This window comes from Zobellella aerophila (genome assembly GCF_039539325.1).
In the GTDB taxonomy this organism is placed as follows: Bacteria; Pseudomonadota; Gammaproteobacteria; order Enterobacterales; family Aeromonadaceae; genus Oceanimonas; species Oceanimonas aerophila.
The window spans coordinates 97077-123444 of the sequence record NZ_BAABCX010000003.1 but is presented as its reverse complement, the minus strand read 5'-3'; the positions used below and the strand labels follow the sequence as shown (position 1 = coordinate 123444).

23 protein-coding genes and 4 tRNA genes are annotated in these 26368 nt (G+C 60.7%); 9 read left to right on the top strand and 18 right to left on the bottom strand.

The window, feature by feature from the left end; translation table 11 throughout:
• Positions 1-9 precede the first annotated feature (9 nt).
• Complete coding sequence (locus tag ABD806_RS12085; protein ID WP_344958300.1) at positions 10-984, bottom strand: ABC transporter permease; 975 nt, start codon at positions 982-984, stop codon at positions 10-12.
• A complete protein-coding gene (locus tag ABD806_RS12080) occupies positions 981-2477 on the bottom strand; it encodes a sugar ABC transporter ATP-binding protein (protein ID WP_344958298.1) in 1497 nt (498 codons plus the stop codon). Before ABD806_RS12080 ends, ABD806_RS12085 begins: the two co-directional genes overlap by 4 nt.
• 400 nt (positions 2478-2877) lie before the next feature.
• On the opposite strand from ABD806_RS12080, the gene ABD806_RS12075 reads away from it, so the two are divergent.
• Positions 2878-3066 carry a hypothetical protein gene (locus ABD806_RS12075; protein ID WP_344958296.1) on the top strand — a complete coding sequence of 63 codons (189 nt, stop codon included), beginning with the start codon at positions 2878-2880 and terminating at the stop codon, positions 3064-3066.
• 58 nt (positions 3067-3124) lie between these two features.
• Here the strand turns inward: ABD806_RS12075 and ABD806_RS12070 are convergent, their stop codons facing one another.
• From ABD806_RS12070 to ABD806_RS12055, 4 genes are all read right to left on the bottom strand, one after another.
• A complete protein-coding gene (locus ABD806_RS12070) occupies positions 3125-3859 on the bottom strand; it encodes a TSUP family transporter (protein ID WP_344958294.1) in 735 nt (244 codons plus the stop codon).
• A 421-nt stretch (positions 3860-4280) separates the two neighbouring features.
• Positions 4281-5030 (bottom strand): DUF3726 domain-containing protein, encoded by a 750-nt coding sequence (locus tag ABD806_RS12065; protein ID WP_344958292.1) that lies wholly within the window; start codon positions 5028-5030, stop codon positions 4281-4283.
• A complete protein-coding gene (locus ABD806_RS12060; RefSeq protein WP_344958290.1) occupies positions 5030-6751 on the bottom strand; it encodes a hypothetical protein in 1722 nt (573 codons plus the stop codon). The genes ABD806_RS12065 and ABD806_RS12060 overlap by 1 nt, the downstream gene beginning before the upstream one ends.
• Positions 6752-7167: 416 nt before the next feature.
• Complete coding sequence (locus tag ABD806_RS12055) at positions 7168-8058, bottom strand: LysR family transcriptional regulator (protein WP_344958288.1); 891 nt, start codon at positions 8056-8058, stop codon at positions 7168-7170.
• Between the two features lie 94 nt (positions 8059-8152).
• Between ABD806_RS12055 and ABD806_RS12050 the strand changes: the two genes are divergently transcribed.
• The 5 genes from ABD806_RS12050 (at position 8153) to ABD806_RS12030 (ending at position 13174) form a co-directional block, all read left to right on the top strand.
• Entirely contained in the window at positions 8153-9595 is a 1443-nt protein-coding gene (locus tag ABD806_RS12050; RefSeq protein WP_344958286.1) for an aldehyde dehydrogenase family protein, read from the top strand.
• Positions 9596-9608: 13 nt separating this feature from the next.
• Entirely contained in the window at positions 9609-10619 is a 1011-nt protein-coding gene (locus ABD806_RS12045) for a dipeptidase (RefSeq protein ID WP_344958284.1), read from the top strand.
• 57 nt (positions 10620-10676) lie between these two features.
• On the top strand, positions 10677-12239 hold the full coding sequence (locus ABD806_RS12040; RefSeq protein ID WP_344958281.1) for a BCCT family transporter: 1563 nt from the start codon (positions 10677-10679) through the stop codon (positions 12237-12239).
• A 90-nt stretch (positions 12240-12329) separates the two neighbouring features.
• Positions 12330-12704: a RidA family protein gene (locus ABD806_RS12035; RefSeq protein WP_344958279.1), complete on the top strand. Its 375-nt coding sequence runs from the start codon at positions 12330-12332 to the stop codon at positions 12702-12704.
• A 263-nt stretch (positions 12705-12967) separates the two neighbouring features.
• Positions 12968-13174 carry a hypothetical protein gene (locus ABD806_RS12030; protein WP_344958277.1) on the top strand — a complete coding sequence of 69 codons (207 nt, stop codon included), beginning with the start codon at positions 12968-12970 and terminating at the stop codon, positions 13172-13174.
• A 138-nt stretch (positions 13175-13312) separates the two neighbouring features.
• Here the strand turns inward: ABD806_RS12030 and ABD806_RS12025 are convergent.
• The 4 genes from ABD806_RS12025 to ABD806_RS12010 form a co-directional block, all read right to left on the bottom strand.
• Positions 13313-13389 (bottom strand) — tRNA-Pro (locus ABD806_RS12025).
• A 49-nt stretch (positions 13390-13438) separates the two neighbouring features.
• Positions 13439-13524 (bottom strand) — tRNA-Leu (locus ABD806_RS12020).
• 36 nt (positions 13525-13560) lie between these two features.
• Positions 13561-13636: transfer RNA gene (locus tag ABD806_RS12015), tRNA-His, on the bottom strand.
• Positions 13637-13663: 27 nt separating this feature from the next.
• A tRNA-Arg gene (locus ABD806_RS12010) sits at positions 13664-13740 on the bottom strand.
• Between the two features lie 222 nt (positions 13741-13962).
• Between ABD806_RS12010 and ABD806_RS12005 the strand changes: the two genes are divergently transcribed.
• The 3 genes from ABD806_RS12005 to ABD806_RS11995 are packed head-to-tail and all read left to right on the top strand — an operon-like array spanning position 13963 to position 18764.
• A complete protein-coding gene (locus ABD806_RS12005; RefSeq protein ID WP_344958275.1) occupies positions 13963-14532 on the top strand; it encodes a TetR/AcrR family transcriptional regulator in 570 nt (189 codons plus the stop codon).
• 20 nt (positions 14533-14552) lie between these two features.
• Entirely contained in the window at positions 14553-15674 is a 1122-nt protein-coding gene (locus tag ABD806_RS12000; RefSeq protein ID WP_344958273.1) for an efflux RND transporter periplasmic adaptor subunit, read from the top strand.
• Positions 15675-15686: 12 nt separating this feature from the next.
• Entirely contained in the window at positions 15687-18764 is a 3078-nt protein-coding gene (locus tag ABD806_RS11995) for a multidrug efflux RND transporter permease subunit (RefSeq protein ID WP_344958271.1), read from the top strand.
• Positions 18765-18843: 79 nt separating this feature from the next.
• Here ABD806_RS11995 and ABD806_RS11990 read toward each other — a convergent pair whose 3' ends face one another.
• The 8 genes from ABD806_RS11990 to ABD806_RS11955 all read right to left on the bottom strand — a co-directional run bounded on the left by ABD806_RS11990 (position 18844) and on the right by ABD806_RS11955 (position 26345).
• A complete protein-coding gene (locus tag ABD806_RS11990) occupies positions 18844-19545 on the bottom strand; it encodes a glutamine amidotransferase-related protein (protein WP_344958269.1) in 702 nt (233 codons plus the stop codon).
• A 19-nt stretch (positions 19546-19564) separates the two neighbouring features.
• Positions 19565-20728, bottom strand: coding sequence for an iron-containing alcohol dehydrogenase (locus ABD806_RS11985; RefSeq protein WP_344958267.1), 1164 nt, complete (start codon positions 20726-20728; stop codon positions 19565-19567).
• A 9-nt stretch (positions 20729-20737) separates the two neighbouring features.
• Positions 20738-22129, bottom strand: coding sequence for an aldehyde dehydrogenase family protein (locus ABD806_RS11980; RefSeq protein ID WP_344958265.1), 1392 nt, complete (start codon positions 22127-22129; stop codon positions 20738-20740).
• A 19-nt stretch (positions 22130-22148) separates the two neighbouring features.
• On the bottom strand, positions 22149-23171 hold the full coding sequence (locus ABD806_RS11975; RefSeq protein ID WP_344958880.1) for a glutamine synthetase family protein: 1023 nt from the start codon (positions 23169-23171) through the stop codon (positions 22149-22151).
• A gap of 9 nt (positions 23172-23180) precedes the next feature.
• On the bottom strand, positions 23181-23519 hold the full coding sequence (locus ABD806_RS11970; protein ID WP_344958263.1) for a hypothetical protein: 339 nt from the start codon (positions 23517-23519) through the stop codon (positions 23181-23183).
• 84 nt (positions 23520-23603) lie between these two features.
• Positions 23604-25040 carry an ethanolamine permease gene (gene eat / locus ABD806_RS11965; RefSeq protein ID WP_344958261.1) on the bottom strand — a complete coding sequence of 479 codons (1437 nt, stop codon included), beginning with the start codon at positions 25038-25040 and terminating at the stop codon, positions 23604-23606.
• A gap of 349 nt (positions 25041-25389) precedes the next feature.
• Positions 25390-25689 (bottom strand): hypothetical protein, encoded by a 300-nt coding sequence (locus tag ABD806_RS11960; RefSeq protein WP_344958259.1) that lies wholly within the window; start codon positions 25687-25689, stop codon positions 25390-25392.
• Entirely contained in the window at positions 25689-26345 is a 657-nt protein-coding gene (locus tag ABD806_RS11955) for a LysR family transcriptional regulator (protein WP_344958257.1), read from the bottom strand. Before ABD806_RS11955 ends, ABD806_RS11960 begins: the two co-directional genes overlap by 1 nt.
• Positions 26346-26368 lie beyond the last annotated feature (23 nt).

The window sequence follows — 26368 nt, the reverse complement described above, 5'->3', positions numbered from 1 at the left end:
CGTTCCTTTTTAAGTACGTTTAGCCAGACCAAAAGTAAACATCAGCGCCACCACCAGCACGGCGCCCTTGATAAAGTCCTGGGTATAGTAGGGAGCATTGAGCATGGTCAGGCCATTGAGCAGCACCCCCACGAACAGCGCCCCCACCACGGCCCCCAGGGCATTGGGTCGGGCCGCGCCAAGCACGGCAAAGCCCACCAGTGCCGCCGCCACCGCGTCCATCAGCAGGCTGTTGCCGGAGCTGACGTCGCCCCGCCCCATGCGCGCCGCCAACAGGATGCCGCCGATGGAGGCATAGACGCCGGAAATCACATAGGCACCGTAGCGGTAGGCCGACACATTGGCGCCCGCCAGCCAGGCCGCCGAGCGGTTGCCGCCGATGGCGTAGAACAGCCGGCCGAACCGGCTGCGTTCCAGGAACAGCCAGGTGATCAGCGCCAGCACCAGCATGATCACCACGGGTACCGGCACCACCCCGAACAGCCGGGTTCGCCCCAGCGCCAGGAAGGCGGCGCTGAACCGGCCCGGCGCCGAGCCGCCGTCGCCCAGTATCATGCCGGCGGCGATGGAGCGGCCCTCGGTGGGGATCAACTGCAGCCCCAGCAGCAGGAACATCACCCCCAGGGTCGCCAGCAGATCCGGGATGCGCATCTGCACCGTCAGGAAGCCGTTGAGCAGCCCCACCAGCACCCCCACCCCCAGGGCGGCAACCACGGCCGCCAGGGTGCCGCCGTCCAGCACCACCAGCACATAGGAAGAGGTCATCATCGCCAGGGCGGCGGTGGCGCCGATCGACAGATCGAAGCCATCCACCGCCAGGGTGGCGGTGACGCCCAGGGCCAGGATGGCAACAATCGACACCGACTGCAGGATAATGAAGCTGTTGCGCATGCTGCCGAAGGCCGGCTGCAGGTAGCTGAATACCAGCACCATGGCCACCAGCAGCACAACCAGCCCGTATTTGATGGCACCTTGCCGTATCATCTCAGTTCCTCATCAATGTGTTCCGGCAGGGCGGCTATCTGCTGCAGCACCTGCTCCATATTCAGTTGCTCGCCCCTGTGGTCACCCACCAGCCGGTGGTGATTGAATACCAGCAACCGGTCGGCCAGCTCCAGGGCTTCCTCCAGATCCGTGCACACCACCAGGGTGGCCCGCTCGTCGGCGGTCCGCCTGAGCAGGCGGGCGATATCCCGCCGGGCGCCGATATCCACCCCCTGAAAGGGCTCGGCCAGCAGCAACAGCTCACAGGGTTGCTGCAGCCAACGGGCCAGCATCAACTTTTGCTGGTTGCCGCCGGACAGCGCGCTCATCGGCTGCCGGTCGGACCGATAGACAACCCCGGCCTGATCCAGGCTGTGTTTGCCACGCTCGGCTTCCCGCCGGCGATCGATCATTCCCAGCCGGCTGAGGTGGGACAGGAACGGCAGACTCAGGTTATGGCGCAGGGAAAAACCGGGAATGATGCCGGCCCTGGCCCTGTCTTCCTGGACCATAAACACCCCTCCCGCGATGGCCTCGGCCGGACTCCGGGGTCGCCAGGGTTTGCCCCCCTTGTACATGGTGCCGGCGGCCAGGGGTGCCAGGCCGTAGATGGCCTGCAGCAGGCCCATGCCGCCACTCGACAACAGGCCGGTGGCCACCGTGATCTCCCCCTCGCGCAGGCTCAGGTAGAAAGGGGGGGCACCGGCAACCAGCCGGGCCTGCTGCAACCGGAACCGCTCCCGGCCACCGCGCCGGTATTCGTGGCTCGCCTCGCCCAGGCCATGACCCAGCATGGCCTGCACAGCCCTGGGCAAATCCGGGGTCTCCTGCTCCAGCACGATCACCCCATCGCGCAGCGCCACCACCCGATCCGCCAGGCGACGGATATCGCTCAGCCGGTGACTGATATAGAGTACCCCGGTGCCCCGGGCCCGCAACCGCTCCACCAGCACGAACAGCCGCTCGGCCTCCGCATCGGACAGGGTGGAGGTCGGTTCATCGAGGATCAGCAGGCGGGGCTGATGGGCCAGGGCCCGGGCGATGGCCAGCAGCTGGCGCTCGGCCTGGCCGAGCGCCGCCACCTGGGTGTCCATCGGCACATTCAGCCCCACCGCCTCGGCCAGGGGCCCGGCCTGCTCCGCCAGCCGCTTGCGGCCGAGCAGGCCCCCCAAGCGACCGTCGCTCAGCCGGTCCAGCAGCAGGTTTTCCGCCACCGTCAGGGACAGCACCACATTGTCGTTGATCTGCTGATGCACGGTGACGATACCGGCGGCATTGGCCTGGCGGGGATCCTGAAAGACCACGGGACGGCCGTCGAGCAGCAAGTTCCCCGCATCGGCCCTGTGTACCCCGCACAACACCTTGACCAGAGTCGACTTGCCGGCGCCGTTCGCCCCCATCAGCGCGGTGACTTGGCCGGCCGGCAGCCGCAGGTTCACCCCTTTCAAGACCTGGTGGGGGCCAAAGGCCTTGGTGGTATCCTGTAATTCCAATAAAGTTCCATCCAGACGTCTAAACACTTAGCCACCGGGCAACTTATCTATCCGGTAACTTGTTGTCAAATGGAACAAACCTCTGTCTGCTCCCCAGACGACCAACCGAGCGCGATACCACCCCGCCATGGCGGTAAAAAACCCGCCCAAGTCGGGCCGAAGGACTAATGCTGTTCAGTTAAGGGGAGTCCTCATCTACCAAGCCGACCGTTGGCGTCATGGATGACGCCGCCGAGCCCCAGGGACGGGATTTCGGCGAGTCGGCGTGTGGAGGAGGATTTCCCTTTTCATCTTAAGTGAACGGCATTGGGCTGAAGGACGGCTGATTTAATGGCAAGGAGCTATTTTTACTATGGGAGGGGATCAACGCATCATTTCACCCAACCGAGAGGTATCCACAATGAAATTACATATGCTGTCCATACTCACCCTGGCTGCGCTGTTGCCCTTAGGCAGCCTGCAGGCCGCCGCCATACCGGTTTACCAGGATCCGGCGCGCATAACATGGCAAAGCGACGGTGACGGTGTGGATCGTTTCGAGAAGAGAATGGCCGAGCGCCGCCGAGCCTGCCAGGAAAAAAACGGATGACCCGCGAACTAAAGCCGGCGCCGATGGCTCACGCCGGCTTTTGCCAAGGCGCATGACCCTAGCCCGCCAGCCCTGCCGTTATTCCTTGCCATAACACCACCGAGGCCGATGCCGCGGAGATCAGCAGTATCGCCGGCCGGGCGCTGTCTTTCTGGAAGACACGCTCGAGTCGCCGGGACAACCAGAAACCCAGCAGAACGCCGGGGATCATCTTCAGGGTAAGCGTGGGGCTGAGCAGCGCCGGCCCGCCCCGCGACAGCAACATCAGCATGGACATGGGGGTGCCGATCAGGAAGAAGGCGGCAATTTCATTGCGGGCGGTCAAGCGCGGCTCATGCTGGTAAAGCAGGGCCATGGGCGGACCGCCGACCGAAGTGGCGGTGCCCAGCAGCCCGGAAAAAAAGCCGCCCACCGTCAGGCTGGCCGGGCTCAGCGCCAACCCATAGTGACGGCTGCTCAACCACACCGCCAGTAGCAGGGAGGCGCCAAAGAACAGGCTCAGCTGATAAGGCGCTATGTTCACCAGCAACAGGGCGCCGCACCAGGAACCCGGCAGACGAGCCACAATGGCGGGAAACACCCGCCGCCAGTTAAGCGAATGCCGCTGCTTCACCACCACCACCACCGACAGCAGCCAGCCGAGCACCAGCACCGGGCCGGGTACATAAGCGGGATCAATCAAATACAACAAGGGAGCGGCCAGCAGGCCGAAACCGATGCCTACCCAGGCCTGCACCAGTATGCCGCCGGTCACGATTAGCAAGGCCAGTAGTTCATCGGGGGAATACAGCATGGTCAGGTATCCAGGACGACGGGATTTGGCAGTCTACCACGGGCGTGGATAACACCGCGGGCCAAATGATCTCATGTAGAGCTCAATGCCAATCGGATTAAATGAATGGGCTATTTGATTTTCACTTGCAGACCGGCCAAAGGTCCCACTCCGCCGACACACTGTGGATACATCCATGCACGCTCTCCGCTTCATCCCTGAAACGGAAGCTCGGCTGAGTTCCCTTTATCCTACTTCAAGCTCCGGCAACGCCTGTTGGCGCTCCACCGGCCTATTCTGATGCCATGAAGAGGCAGCCGTTCCGGCATATCCGTCATCCATGACGGTCAGACGGTGTCGCCCGAGACTCCATATATGGAGAGTCGGCGGGGTGTCCCTGTTACCTTCAGGCCGGGATACGATAATCAGATACCTGATGCTATTACTGGCCCCCCGCCCCCTGGCGGGAACGTTCGGTGCTTTCCACCAGGATACCGTCGCCAATCCGGTTGATCTCGGCCCACAGCGCCTCGTCGATCTCGATGCCGTTGTCGATGATATATTCCTTATGTGCGGCCAGTTGCTCGGGGCTGATATAGCGAGCATTGCGGTTGCCCTTCGAACGTTGCAGCGAACCGGCCAGATCAACCCGGGAGCTGCAGACAATGGTCAGCGTCTGCTGTTCATCCGGGTTGGTCACCAGGCTGGTGGACGCCTCGCTGAAGCTGGGGTAGCGCTCCCCCGCCTTGATCGCCGCCGCGTATTCCTTGACCGTCTGGCTGCCGTTCTGCCAGTAGGCGGTGACGCTGATACCGCGGCGGCCACAGTCGGTCAGGGCCTTGAGGGCGAACATGCGGTTATGGCAGTTATGCACGGTGATGGTGGCGATACCGCTTTCCAGCGCCTTGGCATGGGCCAGGTCCACCGAGGCGGCGATGCAGTTCAGGGCGCTGCGGCCATTACTGTCGATAATGGCCGAAGTGCTGTCCTCATAGACCACGGTACTCAGCGGCTTGTCGGCATCCGACTTGATATAGGGCAGCGCCCGCTCCAGCTCCGCCAGCCCGTCCAGGCCGTGCTTTTCCAGCCATAACACCATGTTGGCGGCGTCTTCATAGTTGCCGACAAAATAACCGGCGGCTTCGAAGCAGCGGCGCAGCGCCGCCTTCAGCTCATTCATCGATACCTGCATCAGGCTTCTCCTTGCTGTCCGGGGGCCAGGGGCATAAACCAGTCTTCGTTATAGGTCTTGCCTATATCTTCCAGTAACGGGGCACCCTGGTACATGGTATTGCGCACCCAGAGACGGGAGCGGGGATCAAACTTGCTCACGCCGAAGAACGACAGCTTGGCCCGCAGCAAGTGCATGGGCAGAATATCCTTGGCCAGCAGGTTGGCCTGGATATCGCCGTACACGCAGCGGTCCATGCTCTGGATGCGGCGTACTATGCCGCGCAGCTTGGGCCGGGCCACCATAAAGCGGGCCGTGGTATGCTCCGGCTGTTCCTCGATGTACTCACACAGCTGTTCGTAACATTTGAACACGGCATAGCCGACCCCCAGGGCCATCTGTTTTTCCTTGCCGCTGTCCAGGGCGCACTGGCCCAGGCGAGGCTCCATTTTTTCTTCCGAGCGATACCAGAAGATATCCCGGGCGCCTTCTTCGCTGAAGTCGATCTTCAGCGCCCAGTCATAGCGCCGCTCGATCACTTCCTTCAGCTTCTGTAACGGCATCAGCGGATCCAGATCGAGAAACTCTTCCACGCAATAATAGTCGTCCAGGCCGTCGACCAGTTGCGGGTACAGCTCCAGCATCACCGACACCAGCAGCTCCTGTCCCTGCAGCGAGCAATGCCGTTCACTCCAGGCCAGCAGGGCATCCCAGCTGTCCAGCGCGGCACCGGCCTGCTCCCGCAGGGCGGCCAGATCCGCGATCACCCGCAGGTTATTCTCGGTCTGCCACTGATCTTCGGTCACTGTCTCGGCCATGTGCCGGGCGCAGCGTGCGAGCAGGGCGTCAAACTGCCGACGTACCGCGTCGTCTATGTGTCCCAGGGTGCGCACCAGGGCCAGGGCCAGCTCGCGCATTTCCACCCACCGGTTGATCAGCATGGGGTGGTTGATCAGATAGGGCGCCATGCCCAGCCCGGTGGAGTTGCCGATGCCGAAGTAGCGTTTTATTTCGGTCTTCATCGGTACAAACTGCCGCGGGGCCCGTTGCCGGGCAATATGCTCCACCTGCAACAGGCTGAAATTTCTCAGCATAAAACAGACAAACATCTCGGCGGCAAAGGGACGGGCAAAATCCGGATAACGCGTGCTGACCTTGTCCCAGTCGGCCATGCCCAGCTTGCCGCTGCCATAGACGGCCGTAGTGCGATAGAGATATCCGACCCGGGCAATCTGAGCCACGTCGGGCTGCTCGCCCTTCGCCAGTTGCTCCACCACATAATCGAAGTTGCGGGCGCTGCGATTGGCCCGTGACAACACGAATACACGGGCATCCACCCTCCCAGCCTCTTGCAAGGGAACATTCTGCCGCAGGAAGTCCAGGTAATCGTCTTCGACCCGCCCTTCAACCAGGGCCATGGTCAGGTCCCATTTGCTGGCGATTACCCTGTCGTTGCGCTCTTCCGGGCTCAGATAGTCGGAAAAGATAACAAAGCTGAATAAACCCTGCGGCGTATTGATTTCATAGATGACGGTACCGTAGCCGTCGGCACATAGATCGAGGCGAACGGTGTCGATCTGCCAGCGTTCCAGCATGATGCGGCGCACCAGGGTACGCATAAAACTCAACCGGCTCTGATGCATGGCCCCCAGCCGTTCCAGATCCATCACCTGGCTGACAGGTCGCAGCGGCAGGGCATTCCGGCCTGTCAAAGAGGCTTTAATCGCAGCTAACCTCATCATTTCTATCCTCGATTAATTGCTACTGTCCTTAAGCGCCATCGGCCGGACTCTAGGCCCGGCAACGGTACTGTGTTGCCAGAGGAAGCGACACCTGAAGCTTATAGAGACCCCGAACCAGGTGCTGTCAGACTGCGCGTGGCGGCAAACCGGATGGACTGAGCCATTCCCCGAGTAACGGTGCTGTTGCTTTCCTCATGTGCTTCATCATCATCCAAAGCAATAAATTCAGACAAGTTAAAAGGCTATATCAATTGATAAGTATAATTTATCTAAATGATAACAAGCCGCGTCATTACTGATATTGGAGGCCATCCGGCTTGACCGAAACACACTCATTTCGTTTACAAAGGACGGAAGTAATCGAGCGGGTTGTCGAAAACAGCAACTGGCCGGAGGGGAACCGGCAACCATCCTGGTCAGCTTGGCCGGCTGGCCAGGATAAAATCGACCAGGGCCTGGGCCGGCGGGGTTAGCGATTTATTGCTGAGGGTCACGATGCCGATACGCCGGCGCACCAGGGGGGTATGCAAGGGAATAAATGCCAGCTTGGTGTTGTCTGTCGGAAAGGCGTACCAGGGCAGGGTGGTGATGCCGAACCCCGCTTCCAGCATGGCGATCAGCGAGATCATATTGGAGATGTAGTACTGGGAATTCGCCAGCAAAGGTTGCGCCTCGCTGTCTTCCAGCAGTCGCGAGGTACCGTTGCGGATCAACCGGTAGGGCCTCAGCTCCTGCCAGTGCAATCCGCTGCTTGCGGCCAGCGGATGCTGGTGGGGGCAGACCACCCCGATATGGTCTTCCCAGACCGGGATAAAGTGTTTTTCACTCTGTTCCTGTTCATCGAACAGGCCGGCGATACCAAAATCCACTTGCTGGTTTTCCACCATCTGCAGCACGGCACTGGAATTGTCGTCAAACACGCTGACGTGCAGTTCACTGTCGCCGATAAAGTTCAGCAACAACTCCGGCAAAAAACGACTGGCGATGGAAGGGACCGAGGCCAGCCGCAGGTGGCCAGTCTTGTGCTCGGCCAGCAGCGTCATATCTTCGGCGATACGATCGTGATGGGCGATCAGCTCCTTGGCCCTGGGCAGGAAATGCTTGCCAAATGGTGTCAACTCGGTCTTGGCGGTGCGGCTGTTGCGTTTCTCGAACAACGCCTCGCCCAGCTTGTTTTCCAGATCGCGAATCGACAGCGAGATGGCCGGCTGGGTACGGTGCGCCTTTTCCGCCGCGACATGAAAGCCTTTCAGCTCGGCGACCCAGACAAAATGACGCAGTTGAGTGATCTTGAATTCCGGCAACATGATAAGTCTTCCTTATCAAGCAATATCATTAATTAATTTTTGTTATTAAAGCACAGCTCCTATGATGATTCCAACTAGGTAAAGGAGGTCTACTATGTCTGATTCAGTTTTTCGTAACTATATTGCCGGCGAATGGGTTGAAGGCCCGGGTTCCGTTGCCAACGTGAGCCCTGCCGACCTCAGCGATGTGATAGGTCACTACGCCCAGGCCGACGCAGCCCAGACCCAGGATGCCATCGACGCCGCCGTTAAAGGCCAGCTGGAGTGGGCCAAGAGCGGTCTGGAGCAGCGCTACGCCGTGCTGATGGCCATAGGTGACGAACTCATCGCCCGCAAGGACGAACTGGGTCGGATCCTGGCCAGGGAGGAAGGCAAGACCCTGGCAGAAGGTGTCGGTGAAACCTATCGTTCCGGCCAGTTCTTCCATTACTACGCCGCCGAAGTACTGCGTCAGATGGGCGAAACCGCCGATTCCGTACGCCCCGGCGTCGAAATTGAAACCCGCCGCGAGCCGGTGGGCGTGGTCGGCATCATCACCCCCTGGAACTTCCCGACCGCGACCGGCGCCTGGAAAATCGCCCCGGCACTGGCATTCGGTAATGCCATCGTCTGGAAACCGGCCAACCAGGTGCCTGCATCGGCCTGGGCCCTGACCGAAATCATCTCCCGCCAGAACCTGCCCGCCGGTACTTTCAACCTAGTGATGGGTCCGGGCGCCGAGGTCGGTGATGTGCTGATCAACTCCCGCCAGATCAATGCCCTGACCTTCACCGGCTCGCTGGAAACCGGCCGTAAGGTGGCGACGGCCACCGCCGGCAACCTGGTCAAGTGCCAGCTGGAGATGGGCAGCAAGAACGCCCTGATCGTGCTCGATGACGCCGATCTGGACAACGCGGTAGAGTGCGCCGTGGGCGGTGCTTACGGCGGTACCGGTCAGAAATGTACCGCGTCTTCCCGCCTGATCGTCACCGAAGGCATCCACGACCGTTTTGTCGCCGCCGTGATCGAGCGTATGAAGAAACTGGTGGTCGGCAACCCGCTGAAGGAAGGCGTGCACATTGGCGCCGTGGCCGATGCCCGCCAGATGGAATCCAACCTGAAATACCTGGAGCTGGCCAAGAACGAAGGCGCCAAGCTGGTCTACGGCGGTGAGGTGATCACCGAAGAAACCGAAGGCTACTACATGCAGCCGGCGCTGTTTGTCGACACCAGCAACGACATGACCATCAACCGGGAAGAAGCCTTCGCGCCGATCGCCTGCGTCATCAAGGTCAAGGATTACGCCGAAGCGCTGGCTACCCTGAATGACACCAACTTCGGTCTGACCGGCGGTATCTGCACCGAATCCCTGAAGTATGCCACCGACTTCAAACGCAACGCCAAGACCGGCTGTGTGATGGTAAACCTGCCGACGGCCGGTACCGATTACCACGTGCCTTTCGGCGGTCGTAAAGATTCCAGCTTCGGTCCTCGCGAACAGGGTACTTATGCCAAGGAATTCTACACCGTTGTGAAAACCACCTACATCCGCGCATAACGGGGACGGGTCAATGAGCAGAGAACTCCATAACGAGATGATCGTGATCGACGGGCTCCAGTATTCCAACTGGAACCGGGAGATCTTCGAACAGCTGCGCGAGGGCGGGGTCACCATGGTGCACGCCACCATCGTTTACCATGAGCAAATTCGCGAAACCCTGATGCGCATTGCCGAATGGAACCGTCAGTTCGAGCAACACGGCGATCTGATCATGCCGGTACGCAGCGCGGCGGATATCCGCCGCGCCAAGGCCGAAGGCAAGGTCGGGGTCATGTTCGGGGCGCAGAACTGCTCCCCCATCGAAGATGATATCGGCATGGTTGAGGTGATGCGAGATCTGAGCCTGATGATCATGCAGCTGACCTACAACAATCAGAGCCTGCTGGCCTGCGGTTGCTACGAAGCGGTCGACAGTGGCGTGACCCGCTTCGGCCGCCAGGTTATCCAGGAAATGAACCGGGTCGGCATGGTGGTGGACATGAGCCACAGCGCCGAGCGCAGCACCCTGGAAGCGATCGAGATCTCCGAACGCCCCATAGTCATCTCCCACGCTAACCCGCTGAGCTTCCACGAAGCCAAGCGCAACAAATCGGACACGGTACTCAAGGCGCTGGCCGAATCCGGCGGTCTGCTGGGGTTCAGCGCCTATCCCTTCCACCTGAAGAATGGCCCCGACTGCACCCTGGAAGAGTACTGCGACATGATCGCCCGTACCGCCGACCTGATGGGGGTGGACCGGCTGGGGATCGGCACCGACCTGTGCCAGAACCAGCCGCTGTCGGTGCTGGAGTGGATGCGCAACGGTCGCTGGTCGAAGTCCATGGACTACGGCGAAGGTTCCAAGTCCAATGCCGACTGGCCCCGGCCATTGTCCTGGTTCAAGGACAGCCGCGACTTTCCAAACCTGACCCAGGGCCTGCTGGCCCGGGGATTCAGCCAGGAAGACGTGGCCAAGATCATGGGCCTGAACTGGCTCAACTTCCTCGATGATGCATTGCAGCCGCAAACCGCGAGTCGTTAAGGATTATATGGGGAGCCCTCGCTCCCCCGTGCATGATGTTCCATTATGGAGGCGAACATGAGCAACAAAACAGAGGCAACCCTGGCCATGAATAAGGATATCAACGCCAAGCCCACCTTCCTGACCGGACTCGATCTTCCGGTATTCCTGATCAGTGGCGGTGCCCTGCTACTGTTCGTCGTGCTGGCCCTGTATGACATCGAACTGGTCTCCGCCTGGGTAAACAGCGCCTTTGCGGTATCGACCAAGCTGTTCGGCGCCTACTGGCAGGTGTTACTGCTGCTGACCTTCCTGATCGGCCTGATCATGGCCGCGGGCCGTGGCGGCAACGTTCGCCTGGGCGGCCTGAGCGTGCCCGAGATGTCCACCTTCCAGTGGATGTCGATCATCATGTGTACCCTGCTGGCCGGGGGAGGCGTATTCTGGGCCGCCGCCGAGCCCATGGCCCACTTCATATCGCCGCCGCCCCTGTATGCCGGCGAGACCGACAAGACCGGCATGGCCCTCAATGCCCTAGCCCAGAGCTTTATGCACTGGGGATTCCTGGCCTGGGCCATCCTCGGCAGCCTGACTGGCGTGGTCTTCATGCACCTGCACTATGACAAGGGCCTGCCGCTGAAGCCCCGCACCCTGCTCTATCCGGTGTTCGGCGACAAGGTCATGACAGGCTGGCTGGGTGCCCTGGTCGACGCCTGCTGCGTGCTGGCGGTGGTCGCCGGTACCGTGGGCCCCATCGGCTTCCTGGGCCTGCAGGTCAGCTTTGGCCTGGAGAAGCTGTTCGGCATCCCCGATACCTATGGCACTCAGGTCACCATACTGCTTGGCCTGATCGCCATCTATACCCTGTCGGCGGTCAGCGGTGTCACCCGCGGCATTCAGATCCTCAGTAACATCAATGTACTGCTGGCGGCCTTCCTGATGCTGTTTATCCTGTTGTTCGGTCCGACGGCTTTTATTATCGACGCCTACCTGCATGCCTTCGGCACCTATCTGGATAACTTTATCCCGATGGCGACCTTCCGCGCCGATCCGGCCTGGCTGGACTGGTGGACGGTATTCTTCTGGGGCTGGTTCCTCGGCTATGGTCCCTTGATGGCGATGTTTGTAGCGCGTATCTCCCGCGGCCGCACAGTGCGTCAGGTGATCATGCTGATTTCCATCATAGCGCCCATGATCACCTGCTTCTGGTTCACCATCATGGGTGGCAGCGGCCTGGCCTTTGAGCTGGCCAGCCCCGGCAGCGTATCCGGCCCCTTCACCGGCTTTAACCTGCCCGCCGCCCTGCTGGCGATCACCGAACAACTGCCGCTGGGCTTTACCATCTCCGTGCTGTTCCTGGTGCTGACCACCATCTTTGTCGCCACCACCGGCGACTCCATGACCTATGCGGTCTCTATGGTGATGACCGGCACCGACCATCCCCACACCGGCGTGCGGGTATTCTGGGGCATCATGATGGGGGTGGTAGCCGCCATCCTGATTTCCATCGGCTCGGGTGGTATCTCAGCCCTGCAGTCCTTCATCGTGGTCACCGCGGTACCGGTTTCCCTGGTGTTGCTGCCCACCCTGTGGACGGCACCGAAAATCATTAAAAAAATGGCAAAAGAGCAGGGTCTCTAAGCAACAGCATGCTGTTCGGTGGTTTCCCTGCAGCATTTTCGAGCGGCGTCAGCCGCTCTTTTTTTCACCCTATCAGTAGAGGATAAACAGATGAAAACAGTCGTAAAAACTGAGCTTTTCGCCTCCAAGGCCCCTCTGGAATGGGCCGTGATGGCCAACGGCCAGTTTTATACCGCCCAGATCCCCATCGATGCGCAAGGCAAGGTGGTGGATGGCGGCATCGAAGCCCAGGCCCGCCAGACCATGGACAACTTCAAGCACACGGTGGAGGCGGCCGGCCTGACCATGGCGGACGTGACTCAGGTGCTGATCTATGTCACCGCCCGTGACCAGCTGCCGGTGTTCAACAAGGTCTATGCCGAGTACTTTGAAGCCCCCTACCCCAACCGGGCGGCGATGATCGTCGCCGGCCTGGCCCGGGAAGAAATGCTCTGCGAAATCGTGGCCTACGCCGCCCAGCCCTGAGCCGGCCAGTTAAGATCATTACGACACAGGGCCTGCTTAAGGGGAAAGCAGGCCCTGTTTTTATGGAAATGCGCCACCCTGCCCATGTCCCAATGACAACCCCGAAGACAGCCGCTCCCGATGGTTCGCCTTTCTGTACCGTAAGACTCCTTCAAAATAACTGACGATCTTAGTCAACTATTGTTGATTTCAAGAGCAGTAGGCCTTGAATAACATAGCCGGGTAACAAAATTCTTAGTTAATAATATTGAGAGGGAATAATTATGCGTACCCCACTACTGCCCGCCATCGCTTTGTTATCCCTGCTTGCCGTCGGTACCACTCAAGCCGCCGAGCTGCAGTCCAGCCGGGATCCTGGCCACCTGACCCTGCAAAGTGACGGCGATGGTATCGATCATTTCGAGAAGAGAATGGCCGACTTGCGAGAGTCCCAAATTCGTATCCAGCCACTGCCGGCGAAAGGCATTTAATCCGCCAAGAACTCGGTTGACTGAAACGAGACGTGCTGGAGCCTGGCGGATACTCTCCGCCCCTTGCCGGACTTGGCATAAGACAACCGAATCGCAGGCACAAAAAAGCCAGCTATTTTAAGCTGGCTTTTTCGAAAGTGGTCGGCGTTGCAGGATTCGAACCTGCGACCCTCTGGTCCCAAACCAGATGCGCTACCAAGCTGCGCTAAACGCCGAGAAACTTTTAAAATCATTGCTAGAGCAGCACTCTAACCTATAAAGCAGTGGTGCGAAGGGGGGGACTTGAACCCCCACGTCCATAGGACACTAACACCTGAAGCTAGCGCGTCTACCAATTCCGCCACCCTCGCGTTTTTACTGCCTTATCCTACCCATAGGGCAAAATCTGGGGTGACCGACGGGGCTCGAACCCGCGACAACCGGAATCACAATCCGGGACTCTACCAACTGAGCTACGGTCACCACAATAACTTCTCGTCCATTACCAGATGGCGCGCCCGACAGGATTCGAACCTGTGACCTCTGCCTCCGGAGGGCAGCGCTCTATCCAGCTGAGCTACGGGCGCTCGATATTGGACGTCGCGAATACTAAGACCCAGCCCCTACCTTGTCCAGCACTTTTTCATAAAAAGCGGTCAGCTGGCGGATTTGTCGCCAGGCTGGCTATATTTAGCACGTTTTATCGGGTTCGGCCCGCCATTGCTCCGGCGGCGGCGGTTGACTTGGCCGTCAGACTCTCTACAATCACAAAAAATGAATGAACGGTCATTCACTAATGGGTGATTACGATGGAAAAAGACAAAAAAACACGAATTATGGATGCAACTGAATCCCTTATCGCCCAGTATGGTTTTCGTGGCATGTCCATGCAGCTGGTGGCTACCCAGGCCGGCGTCGCCACCGGCACCATTTATCGCTACTTTGCCGATAAGGAAGCCCTGTTGCGTTGTGTCCATGAAGAGCGGATGCGGGAAGTCGGAGCCAGTATCATCCGGGACGTCGACCCCAACGCCCCCCGCTATGAGCAGTTCCGCACCCTCTGGCTGAATACCATCCGCTGCCTGCTCGACAGCCCGGATGCCCTGCTTTACCGGGTGCAATACGAAGCCTCGCCCCTGTTCAGCAAAGAAGAAGACAAGGAACTGCACGACCGTTACTTCAAACCTATCTTTGATTTTTTTGAGCAAGGCCGCCAAGAGGGGGTCTTCAGGGATCTGCCGGCCGAGCTGCTGGGCAGCCTGGCATTGGAAAACCTGATGCTGTTGACCCAGAAACACACCAAGGGCTGTATCGATCTGCACGAAGGCTTGTATGAATCGCTGATCGACGCCAGCTGGAATGCCATCCTAAAACGATAAAAATTTGCGGGAGCTACCTGATGAAAAAATGGACCCTGTCCATGCTGCTGATAGTGATAGTTATCTTTGGCAGTGTAATCGGTTTTAATCTGTTCAAACAAAAGATGATGGCGCAGTTTTTCGCCAACCAGCCCGTGCCCAGCTTCCCGGTCACCACCCTGACGCTAGAGGCCGAGGACTGGTCACCCAGCATCGCCGCCATCGGTTTTATCGAGCCGATCCAGGGCATCAACGTCAGCAACGAATCGGCCGGGATCATCCGCGCCATTAATTTTGAGTCGGGCCAGCAGGTTACCGAAGAGCAGGTGCTGGTCGAGCTGGATGCGGACGTGGAAAAAGCCAACCTGCGCAGCGCCCAGGGCCGGCTGCCTTCGGTACAGGCCAACCTGAAACGGATGCGTGAGCTGTACGGCCGCGGCTCGGTCTCCAGGGGTCAGGTGGATGAAGCCGAGGCCGACTACCGCGAGCTGCAGGGCCAGATAGACTCGCTGCAGGCCACCATCGAGCGACGCACCATACGCGCGCCCTTCGACGGCATCATGGGTATCCGCAACGCCTTCCTGGGCCAGTACCTGACCGCCGGCACGGATCTCGCCCGGCTGGAAGACACCAGCCGTTTCCGCATCCGCTTTACCATCCCCCAGACCCGTATCGCCGAGATCAAGGTGGGACAGTCGCTGAACATCTATGTGGACGCCTACCCGGATACCCCCTTCGAGGGTGAAATCACCGCCATCGAGCCGGTGGTGGATCCGGAGTCGGGGGTGGTGCAGGTGCAAGCCAGCATCCCCAATAAGGACGGCAAGCTGCGCTCGGGCATGTTCGCCAAGCTGAATGTGAATCTGCCGGCCCTTACCGATCAGCTGCTGGTGCCCCAGCACGCCATCAACTTCACCCTCTACGGTCAGACCGTCTATGTGGTGGAAGAGCAGCAAGCCGATGACGGCGAAACAGTGCTGATCGCCCGGCAAAGGGTAGTGGAAGTCGCCGAGCGGGAAAAAGACGTCGCCCGGGTTATCAAGGGTCTGCAGGCGGGTGAACAGATAGTCACCTCGGGTCAGGTGCGCCTGTCAAACGGCAGCCGGGTCACCCCGGCGGAAAGCAACGCCCTGGACACCCCCGAGTCTGCCCCCCTGCTGTAAGCGGAGAATCTGATGCGCTTTACCGATATCTTTATCAAACGGCCGGTGCTGGCCGTTTCCATCAGCCTGCTGATCGTGCTGCTGGGGCTGCAGGCCCTACAGAAGATGCAGGTGCGTGAATACCCGGAGATGACCAATACGGTGGTCACCGTCAGCACCGGTTACTACGGTGCCAGTGCCGACCTGATCCAGGGCTTTATCACCCAACCCCTGGAGCAGGCCATCGCCCAGGCGGACAACATCGATTTCATGAGCTCCTCCAGCAGTAACGGCAGCTCCCAGATCACGGTGCAGATGAAGCTGAACACGGACCCCAATGCGGCCCTGTCGGATATACTGGCACGGGTCAACTCGGTGCGCTCCCAGTTGCCCCAGGAGGCGGAAGATTCCAGCCTGGAGATGACCACGGGCTCATCGACCTCAATCATGTACATCGCCTTCAGCAGCGAGCAGCTCAATGCCTCCCAGATCACCGACTACCTGGAACGGGTGATCCGGCCCCAGTTCTATTCGGTGGACGGGGTGGCCAAGATCAACCTGTTCGGCGGCGCCAAGTTTGCCCTGCGCATCTGGCTGGATCCGCTGCGCATGGCCGCCCATCAGCTGACCGCCAGTGAAATCCTGTCGGTGCTGCAGACCAACAACTACCAGGCCGCGGCCGGCCAGTCCACCGGCTATTTCATGCTCTACAACAGCGACATCAACTCCCAGGTCGAGAATACCGAGGAGCTGGAGTCGCTGGTGATCGCCACCCGCGACGATGCCGTGGTGCGCCTGCGCGACGTGGCCAAGGTCTCGCTGGAGAAAAGCCACGACGTGGTGCGCGCCCTGGCCAACGGGCAGTCGGCGGTGGTTATCGGCGTCGATCCCACGCCTTCCGCCAACCCCCTGGATGTGGCGGATAATGTGCGTGCCATGCTGCCGAGCCTCGAACGCAACATGCCCGACACCATAGAGATGAAGCTGCTGTACGACGCCACCGAAGCCATCAACGAGTCCATCTTCGAGGTGGTCAAGACCATACTCGAAGCCTCCCTGATCGTTATCGTGGTGATCACCCTGTTCCTGGGCTCGCTGCGTGCCGTGCTGATCCCCATCATCACCATCCCCCTGTCGCTGATCGGGGTGGTCATGCTGATGAGCATGTTCGGCTTCAGCATCAACCTGATGACCCTGCTGGCCATGGTGCTGGCCATCGGCCTGGTGGTGGACGACGCCATCGTGGTGGTGGAAAACGTCGACCGGCACATCAAGGCCGGCGAACCTCCCTACCGGGCGGCGATCCTGGGTACCCGGGAAATCGCCCTGCCGGTGATCACCATGACCATCACCCTGGCCGCCGTGTATGCGCCCATAGCGCTGATGAGCGGCATCACCGGCTCGCTGTTCAAGGAATTTGCCCTGACCCTGGCCGGCGCCGTGTTTATCTCCGGGATAGTGGCGCTGACCCTGTCGCCGATGATGTGCTCCAAGCTGCTCAAGGCCCACGACAATCCCAACCGCTTTGAACAGGGGGTGGAAAACACCCTGGAAAAGCTCACCGACGGCTATGCCCGCATGCTGGACGCGGTGCTGCAGAAACGCCCCGTGGTGATCGCCTTCGCGGTGCTGGTGTTCGGCACCCTGCCGGTGCTGTTCAGCTTTATCCCCAGCGAACTGGCGCCAAACGAAGACCGAGGTGCCTTCCTGATGATGGCCAAGGCCCCCAACACCGCCAACCTCGACTATATCGAGAACAATATGCGCAAGGCGGTGGAGGTGCTCAACCAGGACGATGCCCTGGCGACCTCGCTGACCATCGCCGGCGTGCCCAATGCCAACCAGGGGCTGGCGGTGGCGGTGCTCAAGCCCTGGAGCCAGCGGGATGCCCAGAAAGACGTCATCGGCCGGCTCACCCCGCCGCTGCAGGCCATCCCGGCGGTGGCCATCAGTGCCTTCGAGTTTCCCGAGCTGCCCGGCGCCTCCAGCGGCCTGCCGGTACAGTATGTGCTGACCACGCCCAACAACTTCGAAAGCCTGTATGAAGTGGCCGCCGAGGTGTTGACCAAGGTCAGCCAGAGCCCGCTGTTTGTCTACAGCGAGCTGGATCTGGCCTTCGATTCGGGCACCATGAAGATAGAGGTCAACCGGGACAAGGCCGGCGCCTACGGGGTGACCATGCAGGACATCGCCATCACCCTGTCGACCATGATGAGCGACGGCTATGTCAACCGGGTCGACCTGGACGGCCGCAGCTATGAGGTGATCCCCCAGGTGGCCCGGGAGAACCGGCTCAACCCGGACTCCATCAAGGATTATTATGTGCGCGCCCACAACGGCGACATGGTGCCGCTGGCCAACCTGGTGTCGATCACCATGGAAGCCCAGCCCCGCGCCCTGCCCCACTACAACCAGCTGAACTCGGCCACCATAGGGGCCGTGCTGACCCCGGGCGTGTCCATGGGTGACGCCATCGGCTTCCTCGAGCAGGAGGTGACCGCCCAGTTGCCCAGCGGCTACAACCACGACTACCTGGGCGCGGCCCGCCAGTTCGTCACCGAAGGCAATGCCCTGTACATGACCTTCCTGCTGGCGCTGTTCATCATCTTCCTGGTGCTGGCGTCCCAGTTCGAGAGCGTGCGCGATCCGCTGGTGATCATGGTGTCGGTGCCGCTGGCCATCTCCGGGGCCCTGGTGGCCCTGGCCTGGGGCCTGGCGACCATGAACATCTACACCCAGGTGGGCCTGATCACCCTGGTCGGCATCATCACCAAGCACGGCATACTGATGTGCGAGGTGGCCAAGGAAGAGCAGCTGCATAACGGCCGCAGCCGCACCGAGTCGATCCGGGTGGCGGCACGCATCCGCCTGCGCGCCATCCTGATGACCACGGCCGCCATGGTCGCCGGCCTGATCCCGCTGCTGTTCGCGGTCGGCGCCGGCGCCGTTTCCCGCTTCGGCATGGGTATCGTCATCGTTTCCGGGCTGAGCATAGGCACCCTGTTCACCCTGTTCGTGCTGCCGGTGATCTACACCTTTATGGCGTCCAGCCATAAGCCCCTGCCCGTATTTGACGAAGAACTGGCCCCCAAGGCCAAGGGACTCCACTGACGCAAGGAAATCGCCGGCATAGAAATAAGAAGGGCTGCGATATGCAGCCCTTCTTTATTTGCTAATGGAACGGGGCACCTCAGGCTTTCATAAACGCCAGTATCCAGCGCGCCAGCAAATGATCATCCACCTCGGCACCGAGTGAAGCCAGCGCCTCCCGATAACGGTTGGGCGGGAAGCGCTCGAGGCGGGTGGCCATCAGATCGGCGGAATAGGGCCGGCTGAACTCCGGGTGACCCTGTATGCTCAGGAAATGCTCCTGGTACTGCACCATGTAGAAGGGGCAGAAGGGGCTGCCGGCCAGGATTTCGGCCTCGGCCGGCAAACGGCTGATCTGATCCTGATGGCTGACCACCAGATCCAGGGCCTGGGACGACGGTTCCATCCAGGGCTTTGTTTTATGGACCTGGTTGAATGACACCCCTATGCCCCAGCCCTTATCCGACTGGACCACCTCACCGCCCAGGGCCTTGGCGATCAGCTGATGGCCGAAGCAGATCCCCACCAGCTTACGCTTTTCCCGGTACAGCAGGGCCACGAAATCGGCCAGCCGGTTGCACCAGCCGTGGCCGTCGTTCACCCCATGACGGCTGCCGGTGGTGATATAGGCATCACAGGCATAAGGATCGTCCGGCAGCTGATTATCCAGGGCTCGATAAACCGCAAATTCCAGGCTGCTGTCCACCGCGGTCAGCAGCTGGCGGATCATCTGCGGATAATTGCCATGCCTGGGCTGCAGTTGGTCCAGTACGTCGTCGCACTGTAAAATACCTATTTTCATCGGCGCTCCTCAACCGGCATCACAGGCTGCCGGTAATGGCCTTGCGACACAGTTGCTCATATTGTGCGGCGGTGAACGGGATGGGATTGCCGCCGGCCGATGGATCGACCGCCGCCATGGCGCCGATTTGGGCCGCCCTGTCCAGCTCGATACCGATCTCACCCAGGCTGGATGGAATGCCCAGTTCGGCCCTCAGGGTCAGCACCCAGTCCAGGAAGCCGCCGAAGCCCCCGTGTTCCAGCCCCAGGTAACGGGACAGCCGCTCGATGGCCGGGGTAATGGCCTTCTCATTGGCCTTGAGCACATAAGGCATCAGGATGGCATTGAGCAGGCCGTGATGGGCGTCATACAGGGCCCCCATGGGATGAGCCAGGGCATGCATGGCGCCCAGGCCCCGCTGGAAGGCGGTGGCCCCCATGCTGGAAGCGACCAGCATCTGGCAACGGGCTTCCAGATCGCTGCCATCGCGCACCGCACGGGGCAGATAGGTATGGATCAGCCGGATGCCCTCGAGGGCGATGCCTTCCGCCATGGGATGGTAGCCGGGTGCGCAGAATGCCTCCAGGTTATGGGACAAGGCATCCATGCCGGTGGCCGCGGTGATCTTGCCCGGCAGCCCGACCGTCAGTTCGGGATCCAGGATGACGATGGCCGGCAGCATCCTGGGATGGAAGATGATGCGCTTGATATGGTTGGCCTGGTCGGTGATTACCGAGGCCCGGCCGACTTCCGAGCCGGTTCCCGCCGTGGTGGGCACGGCGACGATCGGCGCCATGCCCTCCTCCCTGACCCTGGACCAGTTATCGCCCACATCCTCAAAATCCCACAGGGGCCTGTCCTGGCCGACCATCAGCGCGATCGCCTTGCCCGCATCCAGCGCCGAGCCACCGCCCAGGGCGACCACGCCGTCGTGGCCGCCGTTTCTGAACGCATCCACCCCGGCCGCGACATTTTCTCCGGTCGGATTGCCCTTGATGGCGGAAAACACCGCCAGCGCCAGCCCCTGCTCCCGACAGCTTGCGACGATGGCGGGCACCATGGGCAGGGCGGCCAGACCCGGATCCGTGACCAGCAGCGGTGCCGTCATGCCCAGCTGGCGACAGGCATCGGCCAGTTCCTTGATACGTCCCCCTCCTACTCTGACCTGGGTGGGGTAATTCCAGTTGGCGACATAGGTAGTCATCGTCTCTCCTCAGCTCGGCAGTTTAATATGGAAGGACTTGGGCCGGGTCAGGCTTTCATAGCCCAGCTTCGACAGGGTGCAGCCCCGTCCGGATTGCTTGACCCCGCTCCAGGCCAGGGCCGGATCCAGATAGTCGCAGCGGTTGATAAAGAAGGTACCTGTATGCAGCTGTTCACCGAGGGCGACACCGGTGGCCACATCCCGGGTAAAGATGGCGGCGGTCAGGCCGAAGTCACTGTCGTTCATCAGGGCTATGGCTTCCTCGTCGGACCGCACCTTCTGGATCCCCACCACGGGGCCGAAGGACTCTTCGGTCATCACCCGCATGCCGTGGTTGACCCCGGTCAGCACCTGGGGCGCCAGATAGGGAGTCCCGGGCTTGTCCAGGGGAAAGTCCGCCGGATTGATATGGGCGGTGGCGCCCAAGGCGACCGCCTCGGCTATCTGGCCACGCACGAAATCGGCGGCACCGGCCCGGACCAGGGGTCCCAGGGTGGTTTCCGGATCGTCGGAGCGGCCAAGCCGATAGCCCTTGACCAGGGCCACGGCTTTGGCCACGAAGCTGTCATACACATCCGCATGCACATAGATGCGCTCTATGCCGCAACAGGACTGGCCCGAGTTAAAGAAGGCGCCGTCGATGGCGGTGTCCACCGCCTGCTCGATATCCGCATCGGCCCGCACATAGGCCGGGTCCTTGCCGCCCAGCTCCAGCCCGACGCCGATAAAGCGTCCCGCCGCCGCCTGCTCGACCGCGGCACCGCCCGCCACCGAGCCGGTGAAGGCCACATAGTCCACCTCGGGAGCCTGGATCAGCGCCCCGGTGTCGGGATGGGACAGATGCAGATACTGGAACACCCCCTTGGGCAGACCCGCCGCGTCGAACGCATCGCGCAGACGTTCGGCGCACAGCGGGGTCTGGGCCGAATGCTTGAGGATCACCGTATTGCCCGCCATGATCGCCGGCATCACAGCGTTGATGGCGGTGAGGTAGGGGAAGTTCCAGGGCGCGACCACCAGCACCAGGCCCAGGGCCTCCCGCTTGATATAACGCTCGAAACCGGGCTTCTCCGGCAGGCGTACCGGCGCCAGCGCCTCTTCCGCCACCCCGATCATGTAACGTGCCCGCTCGGCCAGGCCGTCGACTTCGCCACCGGCGTAGCGGATCGGACGCCCCATCATCCAGCTGATTTCCTCGGCGATCGCCGCCTTGTTGGCCACGAAGGCGTCCACCGCGCGGTTGCACAGGGCTGCCCGCTCGGCCAAGGGCACCCGGCACCAATGCTGTTGTGCCCGCTTGCCGAGGTACAGCGCCTCGGCGATGGCGGTCTGGTCGGCGAAGGGGCGTTCCACATAGACGCGCCCGTCGATGGGAGAAATGGTTGTTACCTTGTCGTTCATATCAGCAGGCTCCGTTCAATTAGATAATTTCGAAATAACGATCCATTTCCCAATCGGTAATGTGTTTGCGGAACTCCCGTTCCTCCCACTCCCGGGTGGCGGCGAAATGCTCGACGAAGTCATTGCCGAACATCTCCCGTGCCGCCTCCGACTGCTTCAGCCGCTGGGCCGATTCCCACAGGGTGCGGGGCAGCTGGAGATGCTCCGGATGCTGCAGGGCATAAGCATTACCCTGGACTTCGGCCGCAGGCTCCAACTGGTGTTTGATGCCATACAAACCCGCCGCCAGCGCTGCCGCCAGCGCCAGGTAGGGATTGGCATCGGCCGAACCCAGACGGTATTCCACCCGCTGGCTCTTGTTGCTGCCGGGGATGACCCGCAACGCCGTGGTGCGGTTTTCCACCCCCCAGGTGGCCTCGGTGGGCGCCCAGAACCCGGGGATCAGCCGGCTATAGCTGTTTACCGTCGGGGCCAGCATGGCCAGGAATTCCGGCATCAGCTGCTGTTGCCCGGCGATAAAGTGGCGTTGAGCCTGGCTGATGTTGTGCTCCTGGCCCGGGTCGAAGAAGACGTTGTTGCCCTGGCCGTCGTAGAGGGAGATATGGATGTGGCCGCTCTGGCCCGGGTACTTATTGGACCACTTGGCCATAAAGGTGGCCATCAGGTTGTTGCGCTGGGCCAGCACCTTCATAAAGGTCTTGAACAGGGCGCCCTTGTCGGCGGCGCTTTCCGCGTCATCCACGGCGATGGCCGCCTCTATGACCCCCGGGCCGGTTTCGGTATGGATGCCCTCCAAAGGGAAGTCCATGCTTTCTCCCAGCCCCATGATCTGGTGATACAGCTCCGCATGCACCGAGTTGCGCAGCACCGAATAACCGAACCAGTCGGGGGTCAGCGGCTCCAGGTTACGATAGCCTTTCTGGCGCACCGACTCGGGGGTCTCCTTGAACATGAAGAATTCATATTCCAGGGCCGCCTTGGCATTCAGGCCCATGTTGTCGGCCATCTCCAGCACCCGCCTGAGGGTGCCCCGCGGGCAAATGGCCTCGGCCTACCCCGTAAATTCGCACAGGAACAACAGCATATTGTCTTCCAGCGGCAGCTCGCGGCAGGTATGGGGCAGGATGCGCACCTCGGCGTCGGGGTAGCCGTTATGCCAGCCGGTGTACTTGACGTTGTCGTAGAGCTGATCCTTGGAATCCCAGCCCAGCACCACGCTGCAGAAGGCGAAGCCGCCTTCCAGGGCCGAGAAGAACTTGTCCTTTCTCATGTACTTGCCGAGCAAGACACCGTCCTGGTCGAAAATGCCCACCTTGACATGGGTGAGGCCGCGCTCTTCGACGATCTGGCGGGCCTGTTCGGCATTGGTTACCTGTCTTGGGTCTAACATATTGTCACCTTGGTTCCTTGTCAGTGTCGCGCCAAATTCACTCTGGCCGCCTGTCGGCCCGGCCACACCGGGCCTGAATTATGGTTATTGCAGTTCTGCTTCCGCCTGGGCGATGGCCGCGAATTCCTCTTCCGGAGCCTGGGCGACCAGGCGTTTACGACTATAGAAAAAGAAGTAACCGACCATCAGCGCGTAGAAGAGGGCCGACCAGAGGGCCGCCTCCAGGCTCACCAGGAAGGTGGAGATAAAGGCCGCCACCGCCAGGATCAGGGCTATGCCGGTGGTCAGTATGCCGCCCGGCGTCCTGTACGGGCGGGCCAGCCCGGGCTCACGCAGGCGTAGCACGATATGGGCCAGCATCATCATGGCGTAGGAGAGGGTGGCGCCGAACACCGCCATGGTGATCATCAGGTCTCCTTCCCCGCTCAGGGACAGCATAAAGCCGATCACGCCCGGGACAATCAGCGCCAGGGCCGGCACCTTGCGCTTGCTGGTCAGCGACAGGAAGCGGGGCAGGTAACCGGCCCGGGACAGGGCGAACACCTGGCGGGAATAGGCATAGATGATGGAGAAGAAGCTGGCGATCAGACCGGCCAGACCGACTAGGTTAACAAAGGACGCCAGTTGCGAATCGCTGCCATACACCGCCTGCAAGGCACCCACCAGCGGCGCGCCATGAGACTGGATCAGCTCGGCTCCGGCGGCGCCGGGCGCCAGCAACAGCACACAACCGCCGAACACCAGCAGGATCACCATGGCGGTGATGATGCCCCTCGGCATGTCCCTGGCCGGATCGCCGGCTTCCTCTGCCGCCAGCGGCACCCCTTCCACCGCGAGGAACAACCACATGGCAAAAGGCAGGGCGGCCCAGATGCCCATATAGCCCTGGGGCAGGAAATCTGACGCACCGATGGCGGCGGAATTGACGGCGATATTGAACAGGTTGTCCCACTGGAAATGGGGCAGCAGGCCGAGGATAAACACCAGTATGGCCACCGCCGCCAGGGCGGTAATGGCAAACATGATTTTCAACGCTTCGCCGGCCCCCCACAAATGGATGCCCACGAACACAGTGTAGAACAGGGCATACACCAGCGGACCGTCCCAGCCGAACAGCTCATTGACGTAGCCGCCGATAAAGATGGCGATGGCGGCGGGGGCGATGGCATATTCGAGCAGGATGGCGGTGCCGGTCAGGTAGCCGCCCCAGGGACCGAAGGCGCGCCGGGCGAAGCTGTAACCGCCACCGGCGGTGGGCAAGGAAGAAGACAGTTCCGCCAGCCCCAGTACCATGCAGATATACATGGCCGCCATCAGTATGGTCGCCACCAACATGCCGCCGAAGCCGCCCTGGCTCAAGCCGAAGTTCCAGCCGGCGAAGTCGCCGGAAATCACATAGGAAACCCCCAGGCCGGCCAGCAATATCCAGCCGGCGGCCCCCTTCTGCAACTGGCGTTTTTCCAGATAGTCCTGTGATACGGAATCGTACGACACCGTTTTGGTCATTTCATACTCAGACATAACTCACCTTCATCCTTTGTGGTGTGTTTGTTGGGTAAAAGACAGGCAGACATCGAACCGACGAGCTCCAGCATTCCTTGCGTGTCTTTAGTCGTCGGAACCAGTCTAAAGCTCATTGAGAACATCTCAACAAGCATCACTTTTTATTGCAGAAGCAGTATAAGTTTTATAAATAGTGCTTATATTTCAAGATGATAAAATCCACTCTCGGTTATTCTCCTTGTGCCACCATTCCCCGGAGCAGGACGGGATGACATCGTCAGGCAAACCAGGAGCCTGCGACGGGACACGAGGGAACCCATGGGGCTCCGCCTGGGAGCATCCATCAATGGCAGTCTTCCCTTGGGTATCAATGAGACAACTCGCCTATTTCAATCATGTCCCTTACCCAGGGCAGGTGCCTGGTTACCTCCGATAAATACTCGCTGGTCAGGATGTGGCGGATGTCGTTGGCGATCACCTGAGGCAACTCATGCAGTTCGTGCTTGCGGGTCAGCAGGGTCAGATTTCGGTAGAAACTGCCCCCGGGGAGCGGCAGGCAGCGTACCTGGGACAACCAGATCCCGCTTTGGAACAGGCACAGGGGGGTGGTGATGGTCCAGCCCAGGCCGGCAGCCACCATGGATGAGACCGCATAGCTGTTGTCCATCACCAGCCGGTGCGGCGGTAGCGGAGGTTGCGCTCGATACGCTGCCCGATCAGGGAATGGGCGGGATAGCGGACAAAATCCAGCTGCTTGATCAGCGGCTCCAGCTGTTTGACTTCGCCGGTAAAGCTCTTGGGCAACACCAGCATGAAAGGCTCGCGCAGGATACGAAACCGGCTCAACTCGGGATAATCCATCAGCGCATCATCGGAAATGATGATATCCACGGTGCGGGAGAGCAGGGCTTCACCATGCATATGGGACAGGCCTGTGGTCATCGACCACTGCTCGGTGTGGCGTTTGACCGCATCCGCCAGCGGCTTGCCCACGGCGGTGGCCAGCGAATCCACCAAGGCGATGCGCACATGGCGCAGCTTGTCGAAACGGCCCTTTTGCATGGCCTGGCTGGTGGTCCTGGCCTCCTGCAACAGCTGGCAGGCCTTATCGTAGAAAAAACGCCCCGCCCGGGTGATCTCTATGGGGCGCACCGAGCGATCCAACAGCTGGGTGTCCAGGTTCTTTTCCAGGTTGGCCAGGCTCTGGGAAATGGATGACTGGGTCATGCCCAGGCGTTCCGCCGCCGCCGTCATATTGCCGCCGTCCACTATCTGGATGAACACTTCCAGTGCCCGCAGATCAAAACCGAATGAGTTATGCATAGGCTTCGTCATCAATCCTTAAC